8 protein-coding genes, 1 tRNA gene and 1 pseudogene are annotated in these 14,013 nt (G+C 64.1%); 3 read left to right on the top strand and 7 right to left on the bottom strand.

Annotation, left to right across the window (positions count from 1 at the left end; all coding sequences use genetic code 11):
• Positions 1–813: 813 nt before the first annotated feature.
• The 6 genes from HCH03_RS01440 to HCH03_RS01415 form a co-directional block, all read right to left on the bottom strand.
• A complete protein-coding gene (locus HCH03_RS01440; RefSeq protein WP_080144203.1) occupies positions 814–2,049 on the bottom strand; it encodes a phenylacetate--CoA ligase family protein in 1,236 nt (411 codons plus the stop codon).
• A gap of 219 nt (positions 2,050–2,268) precedes the next feature.
• The gene (locus HCH03_RS01435) at positions 2,269–3,210 is read right to left on the bottom strand and encodes a diguanylate cyclase domain-containing protein (protein WP_246599447.1); all 942 of its coding nucleotides are present in this window, start codon (positions 3,208–3,210) and stop codon (positions 2,269–2,271) included.
• A 212-nt stretch (positions 3,211–3,422) separates the two neighbouring features.
• Positions 3,423–4,031 carry an indolepyruvate oxidoreductase subunit beta gene (locus HCH03_RS01430; protein ID WP_221688054.1) on the bottom strand — a complete coding sequence of 203 codons (609 nt, stop codon included), beginning with the start codon at positions 4,029–4,031 and terminating at the stop codon, positions 3,423–3,425.
• Complete coding sequence (locus HCH03_RS01425; protein ID WP_221688053.1) at positions 4,024–5,976, bottom strand: thiamine pyrophosphate-dependent enzyme; 1,953 nt, start codon at positions 5,974–5,976, stop codon at positions 4,024–4,026. Before HCH03_RS01425 ends, HCH03_RS01430 begins: the two co-directional genes overlap by 8 nt.
• Before the next feature lie 39 nt (positions 5,977–6,015).
• Positions 6,016–6,486 (bottom strand): 5-(carboxyamino)imidazole ribonucleotide mutase, encoded by a 471-nt coding sequence (gene purE / locus HCH03_RS01420; RefSeq protein ID WP_080144197.1) that lies wholly within the window; start codon positions 6,484–6,486, stop codon positions 6,016–6,018.
• A gap of 126 nt (positions 6,487–6,612) precedes the next feature.
• Positions 6,613–7,278, bottom strand: coding sequence for a TetR/AcrR family transcriptional regulator (locus HCH03_RS01415; RefSeq protein ID WP_246599444.1), 666 nt, complete (start codon positions 7,276–7,278; stop codon positions 6,613–6,615).
• Between the two features lie 257 nt (positions 7,279–7,535).
• Here HCH03_RS01415 and HCH03_RS01410 point away from each other — a divergent pair.
• Together HCH03_RS01410 and HCH03_RS01405 are read left to right on the top strand one after the other, a co-directional pair.
• A pseudogene (locus HCH03_RS01410) lies at positions 7,536–7,661 on the top strand (twin-arginine translocase TatA/TatE family subunit); the annotation flags it as partial.
• A 294-nt stretch (positions 7,662–7,955) separates the two neighbouring features.
• Entirely contained in the window at positions 7,956–10,988 is a 3,033-nt protein-coding gene (locus tag HCH03_RS01405; protein ID WP_221688052.1) for an EAL domain-containing protein, read from the top strand.
• A 69-nt stretch (positions 10,989–11,057) separates the two neighbouring features.
• On the opposite strand, the gene HCH03_RS01400 is transcribed toward HCH03_RS01405, so the two are convergent.
• Positions 11,058–11,133: transfer RNA gene (locus HCH03_RS01400), tRNA-Phe, on the bottom strand.
• 325 nt (positions 11,134–11,458) lie between these two features.
• On the opposite strand from HCH03_RS01400, the gene HCH03_RS16530 reads away from it, so the two are divergent.
• The gene (locus HCH03_RS16530; RefSeq protein WP_281421036.1) at positions 11,459–14,008 is read left to right on the top strand and encodes a GGDEF domain-containing protein; all 2,550 of its coding nucleotides are present in this window, start codon (positions 11,459–11,461) and stop codon (positions 14,006–14,008) included.
• Positions 14,009–14,013: the final 5 nt, after the last annotated feature.

Here is a 14,013-nt window from a genome sequence, read left to right as displayed (position 1 = left end):
TATCGTCTCAAGCGGGCCTCTCCGAGCTGCCCGCGTGCCAATGAGTTTCGGAACCTCTTCGCCTTGACGGGTTTCATCTGAAACACTTGTCGCCGCATACTACAATATGAGAACAAATGTTTCACGTGAAACAACGCGCCGGGAACAGGCCCGCGCGGTGGCGCACATGACTCTGCCGGCTGCGGGCGCGCCATGTCGGAATCCGACACGTCGCAGCACCACGGGCAAACCCATGTGCTAGAGGTATCGGTAGGAATAGTAAGGAAGGGCCCGGTAGGCTGAAGCCTCGTTGGACGAAGCCGCCCGACCCGAGGCGAACGTCGCCAACGACTCGGAAGACCGGGGAGCGAAGGACCTCCAAGCGGCCGCAACGGCCAGCTCGAAGCGCCAGCGCTGCTCAACGGCCATATGTCCCTTCGCGGAATTCATGCGCATACTTTACCACAGTGGAGCATCGGCACAAGGCAAAAAGTAAGCAAAATAGCCCGCTAGCGAACGGACGCTTCATGTGAAGCATTCGAAAACCGCTTTCGGCATCGGCGAAGGCGTGGATAAAATTTGGACTTGTGGCATGTTTGGGAGGCGTTTCTCGCATCCGCCGGCTTTTGCGACCGATAAAAGCCCAGGTCGCAATTTCTTAGCAAACGGGGGAATTGCCATAGGTTGCGATTTTGTCCATGATGATTGCACTCATATATCATTGAGTTCACGCTCACACCGCTGGATGGCGACAGCGACATACCCGTCATGAAGCACGAGCGCCCGTCGCCTTTGGAGGGCGACGGGCGCTCGAATGCTTGTTGGATGGCGCTTTTAGTAGCGGTTGTCGAAGATGCGCTGGGTCTTCTTCTCGGAGCGGGGCAGCTCGCCGATGGCTACGCCCTTGGCAACGGGCGTGCAGCCGATCTTGCCCTTGAAGATGAAAGCCAGTTCCTCCTCCACACGCTTCTTGTCCTCGCCGGTGGCTTCGGTCTCGAAGAACACCGTGAGTATGTCCTTGCCGAACAGGTGGTCGATCATCACCTGGTACTCCGACGAGGCGCCGTCGGTGAACCGGATGACCTCCTCGATCTGCGCGGGGAACATGTTGACGCCCTTCACCTTCACCATGTCGTCGGTGCGGCCGATGAGGATGTCGATGCGCGGATGGTGCGAGCCGCAGGCGCAATCGCCCGGCAGGATGCGCGTGAGGTCGTGCGTGCGGTAGCGGATGAGCGGCGCGCCCTGCTTGCGCAGCGTGGTGATGACCAGCTCGCCCGATTCGCCGTCGGGCACGTTCTTGCCCGTCTTGGGGTCGACGATCTCGCAGTACACGTAGTCGTCCCAGATGTGCATGCCGTTGTGCTCGTCGCACGAGATGCCGATGCCGGGGCCGTACACCTCGGTCAGGCCGTAGATGTCGTACAGCTCCACGCCCAGCTCGTCGGCGATGCGCTTGCGCATCTTGTCGCCCCAGCGCTCGGAGCCGATGACGCCCTTGCGCAGGCAGATCTTGTCGCCGATGCCCTGCTCGGCGATGGCCTCGGCCAAAAGCAGCGCGTAGGAGCTGGTGGCGCACAGCACGGTGGACTTCAGGTCCTGCATCATGCGCAGCTGCTTCTCGGTGTTGCCCGGCCCCATGGGGATGGCCATGGCGCCCAGGCGCTCGGCACCCAGTTGGAAGCCGATGCCCGCCGTCCACAGGCCGTAGCCCGGCGTGATCTGGATGCGATCGCGGTTCGTGATGCCCGCCATCTCATAGCAGCGCGCGAATTGGATGGCCCAGTCGGTAACGTCCTGCTGCGTGTAGGGGATGATGACCGGCGTGCCCGTGGTGCCCGAGGACGAGTGGATGCGCACGACGTCCTCGTCGGGCACGGCCTGCAGGCCCAGCGGGTACACGCGGCGCAGGTCGTCCTTCTCGGAAAACGGCAGCTTCTCGAAGTCTTCCTGGGATTGCACGTCGGCAAGGTCGATGCCCTCGAACTTCATGGCGTAGAACGGCGAGCGTTCTTTCAGGGTCTTGAACTGGTCTTTGATAAGCGTGAACTGATCGTTGGTGATCTGCATGGGAGTATCCTCTTCTCAGACGATGATCTTCTACCGGGTACGAAAATGCTTCAAGCCCGCGAACGCGAGTCTTGAAGCTAAAGCCATCGCCCCGCCGAAACCACGGCTGGGGAGGAGAGAATGTCGGATGCGTGTTCCATGCGTCCATTTTAGGCGAACGAACGGCGAAAGCAAAGCCGTTTTTCGAAGGACAAAGCGGCCGCTGCCTTCTCGGGGCGCCTACCAGCTGAACCTGCCCCTGCCTCCGCGCTTGCTTTCGTACAGCGCGCCGTCTGCCGCCCGGTACAGATCGTAGAACGTGTCGCCGCGAACGGCCCGCACGATGCCCACCGAACACCCTAGGCGAACCGGCCTGCCCTGCGAGCGTCCTTTCCAAGTGTCGATGAGCTCCTGGGCCTTGGCCTCCGCCTCTTCGACCGAGACTGCGCACGTGGTGAACACGGCGAACTCGTCGCCGCCCAGGCGCCCGAGCAGCGCGTCGCGCTCGAACACCTGCCCCAGCACGTCGGCGAACTCGCGGATGACCCGATCGCCCTCGGGGTGTCCCAGCGTGTCGTTCACCTCTTTGAAGTAGTCGAGGTCGATCATGAAGAACGCGCTGCCCGTGCCGCCGTCGATCAGCTCCGACGACACGTACTTTTCGAACGCGGCATGGTTCAGCAACTCGGTCATGGAGTCGAGCTCGGCCCTGCGCTCCAGCGCCTTGGAGTACTTGAGCGCGGCGTTCGCCTGCTCGGTGACGGTTTTGGGATAGTACTCGTCGCGCTGCTGGTCGGCGTTCGGCATGGAATGGTGCAGATGGGTCACGAGCCATCGGTCGCCCTCGCGCCGGAACGTCAGGGTGAACCGCGTGTCCATCTCCACGAGCAACGGCTTCGGCTGGTCCGTTTTCTCGCGCACCCAGAGCGTTCCGAACACGATGCACGAATCCGAACCGAGCTGGCGAGCCTCGTAGTACTCGTCGAGTATCTCGAAGGTGACGCCCTGCGATTCCGCCTGATCGTTTTGGAACCCCTGGAGGAACGACTCGAAGTCGCGGTAGAACTCGTGCTTGCCCGTGCCGATAAGGGAGAGCTCTTCAGGATCAAGAGACGCCAGAATGAACTGAAGCCCTTCATCCGAGGGCTCGATGACGTAGGCGCGCCACAGCGCTTGCGTCATGTGAACCGCTTGGTCGAGCCATGCACGATCCATTTCCTGCCGCATTGCCGCCTCGCTTTCGACCTAGGGAAACGCCCAAGCCCTTCGTTGCGTACCGAGCTCTTCCCTCGGAGCTTCAACCGATGCTTCAATCGCATCAGTATACCAGCATCCCCTCCCGTTTTACCTCATGGGGGATGCTAAAAAGGGAGGGAAAGCGAAAACGGCCCGCGTTACGCACCTTTTCGGGAGGCGTCCACCTCGTCGATGGCGGTAAGGTTGAGCGCGACGAAGCGGGGTTTGACGCACACCTCGATGGCGCTGCGCAAATCGTCCAAGTCGAGCTCGATGTGACCGGCGGCCAACGCGCTGGCGAGCAGCACCGTGTTGAGCACCTTCCGGCTGCCCACGCGCCCGGTGAGCGCGGCGTCGTCCACGGCCACGAAGGTCGCGGCCGTTTCCGCCAGCTGGCTTTCGAGGCGCTGCACGATGTCGGACGCACGGTAGGGTTTCGCCGCCAGCGCCGCCGTGACAGGCTGAAGCGCCGTTGTAGCCGTGACCAGCACGCCCTCGGGAGCCAGAAACGGCAGCACGCGCGCGGCCTCGGCCGGCTCGAACGCGATGACGAGGTCGGCCGAGCGCTCGGCCAGCAAAGGTGCGAACACGTCCTCGCCGCGATCGCCCATGCGCACGTGCGACACCACGTTGCCGCCGCGCTGCGCCATGCCGATGGTCTCGGCCGTGCGCACCTTCCACCCTTTGTTCTGGGCAGCCTGCGCCAGCACCTTGGCCGCGAGCACGGTTCCCTGGCCGCCCACGCCGGCAAGCAAAACGTTACGCATGGGAACCTCCTTCCGACGACGAGTTTTCCGCCGTTGGCACCCCCAACGCATCGAACGGACATACTTGCGTGCACAGGCCGCAGCCGTTGCAGAGGCTGGCGTCGACGAACGCCTGGCCGCGCTCGCGGCTCTTCGGACCGCGCGCGTCGGCGTCGAAGCCGATGCCGGGGCAGCCGATCTCGGTGATGCACTTCTTGCAGCCCGTACATGCGTCGGCATCGACGGTCGCGGGAGCGCCCGGCTTCACCAACTGCACGCACGGCGACTCGAACAGGATGGCGCTGGGGCCTTCGTAGTCGAGCGCCTCCTTCGCCGCCGAAACGGAGCCTTCGAGGTCGAGCGGATCGGCATGCACGATGCAATCGAAGCCCACGGCCTCCAGCACGCGCTCGATGGAGATGGGCTCGCGCTTCGGGCCCATGAGCGTGACGCCGGTGCCGGGATGCGGCTGCGAGCCGGTCATGGCCGTGGTGGCGTTGTCCAGCACGCATACCGTTATGTCGTGGCCGTTGTACACGGCGTTAACAATGCCCGGCAGGCCGCTGGCGAAGAACGTGGAATCGCCCACGAACGCCACGTGCTTCTTGTGCGGCTCGGCCACGGCGAAGCCCTGCGCCATGGTGATGCCCGCGCCCATGCACAGGCACGTGTCAACCGCGTCGAGCGGCATGGCGTTGCCCAGCGTGTAGCAGCCGATGTCGCCGCACAGCACGGCGGGTGCCTTGCCCAGCGCGCGCTTCACCGCGTAGAAGCTGCCGCGATGGGGGCAGCCGGCGCACAGCACGGGCGGGCGCACCGGCAGCGGATCGTCAGCGGCGTCGTACGCCAGGGGCTCGTCGGCCGCGACAGCCTCGGGCATGCCCAGGAACCGCGCGATGCGGGCTACGACGTCGTCCACGTCGTTTTCGCCGCGGTCGCGCGCATCACCCGTGAGCTTGCCCTTCACCTGATAGGGCGCATGCGCGCGACCGGCGTGTTTGAGCAGCTCGTCTTCCAGCACGTGGTCGAGCTCTTCCAGTACGAGCACCTGCTCCAGGCCCTCGGCGAAACGCACGGCGGTTTCCTCGGGGAACGGGTACGGCGTTCCCACCTGCCAAAAGCGGTACGCCGGCACCTGGACGCCCCGCTCGGCCGCGCGCGCCTCCACCATGCGCAGCGCCTCGCGCGCATAAGCCGCCGACACGCCGCCGGCCACGATGCCCAAGCGCGGCGCGCCCTCATCCGTCGCGCCGCCTTCGACCACCGGGTTGAACGCGGCAAAGGCGGGCTCGTGCGCGAAGTCGTGCGCGATCTGCGCAAGCCGCTCGTTGATCTCGCCGTGCGCCTGGTAGGCGCGACGCGGGAAGATGATCCACTTCGGATCGCGCTCGAAACCCTCTTCGGGCACCGGGCGCGCGTCGGTGGCGTCCGCGACGTCGAAGAACGTCGAGGCATGGTTGATGCGCGTAGTGGGCCTCACGATGACGGGCGTGCGGTAGCGCTCGGACAGGTCGAACGCAGCCTGCATCATGGCGAAGCCCTCGTCGGGCGTGGACGGATCGAGCACGGGCATCTTCGCGAAGGCCGCGAAGCGGCGGGTATCCTGCTCGGTTTGGGACGAGATGGGACCTGGATCGTCGGCCACGAACAGCACCGTGCCGCCCTTCACGCCCACGTAGTTCAGGCTCACGAGCGGGTCGCTGGCCACGTTCAGGCCGACCTGCTTGCAGGTGAACAAGCAGCGCGCGCCGGCGTAGGACGCACCGGCTAACAGCTCGAGCGCGCTCTTCTCGTTGGTCGACCACTCCACGTGAACGCCGCGCGCCGCACCGCTCGCGTGCAGCTTCGCCACCGTCTCGATGAGCTCGGACGACGGCGTGCCGGGATACCCCGCCACCACGCGCACCCCGGCCTCAAGCGCCGCGTGCGCGAACGCCTCGTTTCCCATCAGCAGTTTCTTCGTCATGCTTCTTGCCTGTCCCGTCTCTCGCCCCCGGTAGCCGATCTACGCCTCGGCCATGGCCTTTTTGAAGTCGATGATCTTCTGGCGGGCGCCGTCGCAGCCCGTGCCCATGATCTGCACGGCCAGGATGGCGGCGTTCTTCGCGCCGTTGATGGCCACGCACGCCACGGGCACGCCGGAGGGCATCTGCACCATGGACAGCAGCGAGTCCAAGCCACCTAGGTCGCTCGTCTTCATGGGCACGGTGATAACCGGGTTGGGCGTGTAAGCCGCCACGACGCCGCCTAGGTGGGCTGCCTTGCCCGCCGCGGCGATGATCACGCGGATGCCGCGCTCGTGGGCCGTGCTGGCCCAGTCGTGCACCTCGGTCGGCTTGCGGTGGGCGCTGGCCACCTTCACCTCGTAGGGAACGCCGAATTCGTCGAGCTGCTTCATGCACGGCTCCATGGCCGGCATGTCGCTCTCGGAGCCCATGATGATGCCGATGACCGGGTTCTTCTGTTCGCAAGACATACGATCTCCTTCGTCTACGAGGCGCGCCGACCGCGGTGGGGCGCCTGTCCATTCGCAATTCCTATTGTACGGGTTTCGGAAAGCCCGCGTGCGCTCGCGCGCGCATTTTCCCGCAGGAGATGCGCCCTACCCCACGATCCTCCTGACGACGGCTTCCACCTCGGCGGCTTCGGGGAGCGGGGCGCCGGGATCGGCCGTTGTGCGGGCGAGGGCGAACTTGGCCGCCTCGAGCGCCTCCGCCACCACCAGGTTGGCCTCCTCGGCGGGCGTGAGCTCGACGGCGCAGGTGCGGATCTCGGGATGCTGCTCAAGGTACGCGGTGAGGATGCTGCGGAAGTCGGATACGAACCCGAACGTGCCGTCTAAGAACAGCTTCATGAGCGCCGGCGTCTGGGCCACCAGGCGGGCGCGCATGGCGGCTATCTCGCTCGTCCAGTCCAGGTCGCGCACCACCTTCAGGAAGAGCATGAGCGTGGCGTGGTACGGCGTGGCGGGCGCCAGGCGGTCGTAGGCGGCGTGGACCGCGGCGGGATCGAGGTTCACGGGGCCCAGCCCCACGATGGCAGCGTCCTTGGTGGGGAAATAGTTGAAGAACGTGCCCTGCGACACCACCGCGCGCTCGCTGATCATGGACACGGTCACGTTGTCGTAGCCCAGCTCGTCCACCAGCGATATGGCCGCGTGCTCGATAGCGGTGCGCGTCTCGCGGCGTTTCCGCTCCCGCAAAGTTTCCGAAGGGGGCTCGTCTGCGACACCCGTCGACATGCTTTCCGCCTGGTCCGACTTGGCCATGTCTTGGCCCTCCCCTTCTCGAATCGTGCTCGCGCTTTTCCTGCATTATACGGAAGTTTTGCGATGTAACTGTTTATTCGCATCAATTTTATAGTCACTATAAATTTATGGCTGCTATACTATTGGAAGCGAAAAGTGCGATGCGAGGAGCGGCGGGGTCGTGCTGGCCCGGGCGGCCGGCACCAAACGTGCCGGCCGCCCGTATCGCGCGAAAACCAAGGTGTTCAAGAGCGATCGACCGCGAAAGGGGCGGACAAATGAAAATCTTCGGCATGGGACTGCCCGAACTGATCCTGATCCTTGCGGTCGTGCTCATCATCTTCGGCCCCAAGAACCTCCCCAAGCTGGGCGGCATGCTCGGTCGCACCGTGAAGAAGATACGCGGCCGCGTGGAAGACGACGACGCGCCCGCAAGCGGTAAGCAAACAGCGTAAGCCCGCTCCCTAGGTATAAAACGCGGAAAACGGCCCTCGAAGCTTCGGCTCCGAGGGCCGTTTGGCCTTGCGCGAGCAAAAGCGAACACCCCCTTTTCTCCGCCCCAACCAGTCGCTATACTTATATCCCACTTTTCAGCTTAGGTATTAACGACGATCCGGCGCCCGCATGCGAACCCGACCGGAACGCCGCACCTGAGCCGAGCGCGTAACCGCACTGGTGCCTCGAGAGGAAGTGGCCGCATGAGAGAAGCTCGCCCGGATGCCCAACCCCGTCAGGGAGTCTCGCATGCGGATGACGCGCAAGCTGGTTTGGCAAGCGGCGAGGGCGCCCTGCGCGCCCGCTTCGGCGAATACGTGCGGACCGGCACGCCGTTCGGCGTCCTAGCCGTGGGGGTCGACAACTTCGACCGCATCAACAACCTGTACTCGTACGCGTTCGGCGACCTGGTTCTCGACAAGCTGGCGGAGCTCGTGAGCGACCTGCTTCCCGAAGACGCCGAAACGCTTCAATTCGACGGCGATTGCTACGGCGCCATCATCCCCAGCGTCGTCGACGCCGACGCGCTCCGCGCGTTGTTCGCGCGCGTGCTCGCTGAAACGACAGCGGGGTTCACCATCGAGGGCGCGGTTGTGGCGTTCAAGGTTTCGGGCGGCATCTGCGTTTACCCCGACAACGGCCTGACTCCCGACGAGCTCTACCGCAACCTGCACATTGCGCTCATCGACGCCAAGCGCCGAGGCCGGGGGCGTTGCACCGTGTGCACGCCCGAACTCTGCGAAGCGTCGCACAAGACGCTGCTTCTCATGGAAACGCTTCAGGCCTGCATAGCCCACGGATTCGAAGGGTTCTCCGCCCGCTACCAGCCCATCGTGGACGCGCAAACCGAAGAGCTGCACGGCTGCGAAGTGCTCATGCGCTGGAGCGACGAGCTGTTCCCCGAGGGCGTGACGCCTTTCGAGTTCATACCGTACCTGGAGGAAAGCGGGCTCATCGGCATGGCCACCTCGTGGCTCATGGACGAAGCTTTCGAGAAGGCCGCGCGTTGGACGGCGAAAGACCCCTCGTTCGTCATGAACATCAACCTTTCGAAGTACGTGCTGGACGACCCGTCCTTCAAGTTCCGCATCGTGGAAACCGCGAAAACCCATCGGGTCGAGCCGCGGAACATCATGCTGGAGCTCACGGAAAGCGGCATGATCACCGACGCGGCGGATCTTGGCGGCACGTTCGACTTCCTGCGCAGCCAGGGCTTCGGCGTGGCCTTCGACGATTTCGGAACCGGCTACGCGTCGCTGAACCTGTTCCGCGTCATCGCCGCCGACGAACTCAAGGTGGACCGCAGCTTTCTGGAGCGCATCACCTACGACGTGAACGACCAGCGCATCGTGTCGAGCATCATCGATCTGTGCCACCGCATGAACCTGTCCGTGTGCGTGGAGGGCGTCGAGACCGAGGAAGTGCTCGGCGTGGTGCGCGCGCTGGGAGCCGATTACATCCAAGGGTACCTCTATGATCGGCCGCTCGACGCCGCGGCGTTCGAGGAGAAGCACTTGGACGGACGCAAACAGGGCAAAGCCGCGAGCGACGTCGCCTCGCTGGTGTACGCTCGCGCGCAGCCGGTGCAGCCGCTGTCGCCCAGCGAGCTCATCGACCGCGCCCATGCGGGCGTGTTCCAGGTGGCCATGGACGAGAACTTCACGTTCATCACCTGCAACGAGGGCTACCGCCGCATGCTGGGCTACACGGCGCCCGAGATAGCCACGAAGCTGGGCAACCGCGCGCTCGCCATCGTGCACCCCGACGACATGGCCTCCGTGAACGAAGAGATACGCCGGCAGCTCGGGCAGGGCGACACCGTGCTCATCGAGTTCAGAATCGTGCGCGCCGACGGCAGCTTCCTGTGGATCACCGGCACGGGCAACGTCGTAAGGCCGAAAATCGGCACGCCGTACCTCGTCGTGGTCATCATGGACACCGACCGCTTCAAGCGCAAGAGCCTTCGCGTCGCCAAAGAGCTTGCCATGACCAGGGGGATCCTCGACGACGCGCCGGCCGCCATCAAATGCCTTGCCGACGACGACCGGTTCACCGTCAAATACCTGTCTCCCGAGTTCCTTGCCGTCATCGGCTACACGCGCGAAGAGGTGCGCGACCGGTTCGACAACAGCTATCTCAACCTCATGCATCCCGACGACATACCAACCGCGCTGGCCGCCGTGAAGAAAGCGGCAAAGCCGGGCCGAGAATTCGGCCTGTGCTACCGCCTGCGCGCAAGCGACGGGCGCCTGCTTTGGATCGAAACGAAGACCAAGCTGAGCGAGCCCGACGAAAACGGAGAATGCTATTTCGTGTCCGTGGTGACGACCGTGGAAGGGCCCAATGCGCAGAGCGGAGGGCTGCTTTTGGAGAACCGCTACCAAACCGCCTCGAAAAGCTGGGGCGACGTGCTGTTCAACCTCTACGTCGACACGGGAATCGTCGAGTTCACGGACAACTACGAAAACGAGCTGGGAGCGCCGCCGCGCAAGACGCTCGCCGAGCAGCTGGCGCTGTCGCCCGAAGCCGACCGCGCCGTTATCGAGAACAGCATCGAGCAGGCGAAGCGCGGCGAGGTTCCCTCCCCCATCGAGATGCGCATCGCTCCCAAAGGCGACGAGGAGTACCTTTGGTGCTCGCTCTCGGTCAACTGCGCCGAAACATCCGAAGGCGAGCCCACCACCGTGTTCGGGCGCATCAAGAACATCGACGCGGAGAAGCGCGAGCGCGACGAGCTCGTGCACGAGTCGCGCACCGACCTGCTGTGCAACGTGTACAACAAGATCACCGTCGAAAGCATGGCGCAAACCACGCTCGACCACGCCGGGCCGGACGACCACTTCGCGTTCTCCATCATCGACATCGACAACTTCAAGGACATCAACGATCGAGCCGGCCACCTGGTAGGCGATCGCATGCTCGTTTCGGTGGCGGGCGCGCTGCAGGAGCAGGACGCCGACAAGCTCGTGGGGCGCATCGGAGGGGACGAGTTCGTGACGGTCGAGCCATGCGGCGCGTCGTCGGCCGATGTCCTCGCCCATGGAGAAGACGTTATCGAACGCATAGCGCGCCTTTGCAGGGAGGAGGACCCTTCCGTCGATCTGCACACAAGCATGGGCATAGCGCGCTTCCCCGAAGACGGCCGTTCGTTCTACGACCTGTACAAGCACGCCGACGCGGCCCTGTACCTAGCCAAGGAGCGCGGCAAGAACCAGGTCTGCCTGTACCGGGAATGAGACGGGAAGCCGCGCGCAAGCGAAAAAGCGCCCCGCGAGCCGTTGGTTCGCGGGGCGCTTTTGATAGCGTGGTGGTCGGAGGGGGACTTGAACCCTCGGCACGCGGATTTTCAGTCCGCTGCTCTACCAACTGAGCTACCCGACCACATGAGCGTCCGTGAGGACGTGGAACGATATTGTACCGGTCGGCCGCGTCCGGGTCAAGCGACCGCACCGCATTTCCCCCAGCTTTTTCGCCGACCATGCGCAACGCCGCCGCTTCGAGCCAAACGGGGCGCGGCGGGCGGCGGCATCGCGCATCCAGCAAAATATTGAATCAACCGATATCTGCTACGCCGCCGGTATCATCAACAGGGGGGAGTTATAATCATCTTCATGCGCTACGAATTGAGACGAGCCCATCGGGGTTCGCGCATTTCGCTGAGGGGGTATTCGCCATAAGCCGGTTCCGATCGCCATATTCGACCGTTATGACGCGGTCCGCGATCGCCATGCTTTTGGCATGCATGCTCACCCTCGCGCCCACCCTCCCAACCGCCGAGGTCAGCCAGGCTTTCGCCCAAACGGGCGAAGCCGCCTCGAACGCCGCAGAACCTGCGCAGCAGCGCGTGGTGAAGGTGGGGTACATCAACCTGAAAGGCATGATCGAGCGCAACGACGACGGATCGTTCAGCGGCTACGCCTACGATTACCTCGTGCATGTCGCCCAGTACACCGGATGGACCTACGAGTTCGTTGAGGCGCAGGGAGAGACCGAAAACGAGCGCGCGCTGGCCCTTTTGGACATGCTCGACACCGGGGAAGTGGACCTCGAGGGCAACATGGTGTACAGCGAGCAGCTCGCCGAGTTGTACGAGTACCCCCAGAACAGCTACGGCACGGCCCACACCGCGCTGTTCGCGCCGTCGAACGGCGCTCTCACGCAAACGAACCTGGCCACGCGCGGCACGCTGCGCGTGGCGCTGTACCAGAGCGCCAAGCAGCGCCGCGAGGAGCTGGAATACTTCTGCAGCCAGAACAAGCTGAAGCTCGAAACCGTGGAATGCACGTCGCTCGAGGAGATGCAAGACCTCGCGCTCTCCGGCGAGGCCGACGCGCTCCTCGACGTCGACGTGAACGTGCACGACGGGTTCGACATGGTGGCCTGGTTCGCCGCCCGGCCCTACTTCTTCGCCGCGCCGCACGGGCAGCGCGAGATCATCGACGAGCTCGACGCGACCATAGCCCGCATCAACGAGAGCGATCCGACGCTGCAGAACACGCTGCGCAGCAAATACTTCATGGAATCGAACGAGAACTACGCGCTGACGGAAGACGAGCTGGCGTTCGCCCAAAACCATCGGTCGCTGCGCGTGGGCGTGCTGTCGGACAAGCAGCCCGTCCAATCCATCGACCCCGCCACGGGAGAACTCAAGGGCGTGACGCGCGGCGTGTTGGACTACCTGTCGGACATGGCCGGCCTGGAGTTCGAGATAGTCCCGCTCGAGCGATCCGACGACATGGCGGCGGCCATCAAAGCGGCCGACGTGGATATGGTGGCCGGCATCGACGCGAACTACAGCGTTTCCGAAAGCCTCGACCTGTCGCTTTCCGCCCCCTACCTCACCGCATCGACGCTTATCGTGTACAACAAGTTCATCAACCCCGACGAGTTCCCCACCAAGAAGCTCGCCGTGCCTTGGGAGCTTTCCTCCCTTGCCAAGAACAGGGACAACATCGCGGTGTACGACACGATCGAAGCCTGCCTCGAAGCCGTGAACAACGGAGAGGCGGACTACACGTACGCGAACACGTACACGGCCCCGTATTACACGAGCATCGGCAACCTGGGCAACGTGCTCACCCTGCCGCAATCCACCATCACCAGCACAACCGCCTTCGGTTTCGTGCGCCCCGTGGAGCCGGAGCTGCTACTCGTGGTGGACAAGCTTTTGCGCGGCCTGCCCGCCGAGCAACGCGACTCCATCATGTACGACAACGCGCTCATCGACCAAAGCGAGCAGGTGAATTTGTTCCTGCAAGACCACCTGCTCGAAATCGCGGCGGGATGCATCACGCTTCTGATGGTCGTTATCGTGCTGCTGGCCCTGTACCTGCGCACGCGCACGCGCGCCGGACGGCGCATGCGCGAGGAGAACCGGCGCTTCCAAAAACTTTACGGCTTGACGAACGAGCAGCTTTTCGAGTACTCCATGGAAAACGACACGCTGATCCTGTCGAATCCGAAGGGTCCCGAGGCCATCGCCGAGATACCCGCCAGCGAGCAATCGGAAGACGGCTCGTACCGCGTCCTTCACCACGCCCATGCCCAAATAGCCGTCAACTCCGACCCGGAGATGCTCGACGCGTTCACTTCGCCGAACCGCCTGGTGACCGACTTGCCGTACCATTTCGCCAACGGCGACGAAGGCTGGCTCCGCATTATCTCGAACCTGGTGACGAACGACGAGGGGCGGCCCATCTCGGTGATCGGGAAGGTCGTGCGCATCGACGACGAGGTACGCGAGCGCATGGACCTTTCCAAGCGCGCGCATCACGACGGCCTCACCGGGCTGCTGAACTGGGAGACGTTCAAGGAGCGCGCGGGAGAGCTTCTGGCCGCGGGCAAGGCGGGAGCGCTGCTCATCATCGACGCCGACAACTTCAAGGGCGTGAACGACACGTACGGGCACCTGGCGGGCGACGGAGCGCTCAGGCAGACGGCCGAAGCCCTCCGTCGGGCCTTCCGCCCGAACGATTTGGTCGGGCGCTTGGGCGGCGACGAGTTCGCCGTGTGCTTGAACGGATCCATCGACCACGACCAGCTGGTCGAGCGGTGCGCGCGCATCGTGGGAGAGGGCGTGGCGTACGTCGACCAGGCCGACATGGAGCACTCGATCACGCTCAGCATCGGCGGCGTCGAGCTGAAGGATGAGCCCATCTCGTATCGCAACGCCTACCAGCAAGCCGACAGCGCCCTCTACCGCGCGAAGGAAGAGGGCAAGGACCGGTTCGTGCTGGAGAAGGTCGCAAGGAAATAGCGCGC

The sequence above is a fragment of the Gordonibacter massiliensis (ex Traore et al. 2017) genome (assembly GCF_019731765.1).
Classification (GTDB): Bacteria; Actinomycetota; Coriobacteriia; order Coriobacteriales; family Eggerthellaceae; genus Gordonibacter; species Gordonibacter massiliensis.
Note: the sequence above shows the minus strand (reverse complement) of the source record. Positions and strands in the feature narration are given on the sequence as shown.

Bases quoted from the DNA above. Each gene is read 5' to 3' on its own strand.
- HCH03_RS01440 (WP_080144203.1), bottom strand. From the start codon at position 2,049: ATGCAGATCACCAACGATCAGTTCACGCTTATCAAAGACCAGTTCAAG.
- HCH03_RS01435 (WP_246599447.1), bottom strand. From the start codon at position 3,210: ATGACGCAAGCGCTGTGGCGCGCCTACGTCATCGAGCCCTCGGATGAA.
- HCH03_RS01430 (WP_221688054.1), bottom strand. From the start codon at position 4,031: ATGCGTAACGTTTTGCTTGCCGGCGTGGGCGGCCAGGGAACCGTGCTC.
- HCH03_RS01425 (WP_221688053.1), bottom strand. From the start codon at position 5,976: ATGACGAAGAAACTGCTGATGGGAAACGAGGCGTTCGCGCACGCGGCG.
- purE (WP_080144197.1), bottom strand. From the start codon at position 6,486: ATGTCTTGCGAACAGAAGAACCCGGTCATCGGCATCATCATGGGCTCC.
- HCH03_RS01415 (WP_246599444.1), bottom strand. From the start codon at position 7,278: ATGGCCAAGTCGGACCAGGCGGAAAGCATGTCGACGGGTGTCGCAGAC.
- HCH03_RS01405 (WP_221688052.1), top strand. From the start codon at position 7,956: ATGAGAGAAGCTCGCCCGGATGCCCAACCCCGTCAGGGAGTCTCGCAT.
- HCH03_RS16530 (WP_281421036.1), top strand. From the start codon at position 11,459: ATGACGCGGTCCGCGATCGCCATGCTTTTGGCATGCATGCTCACCCTC.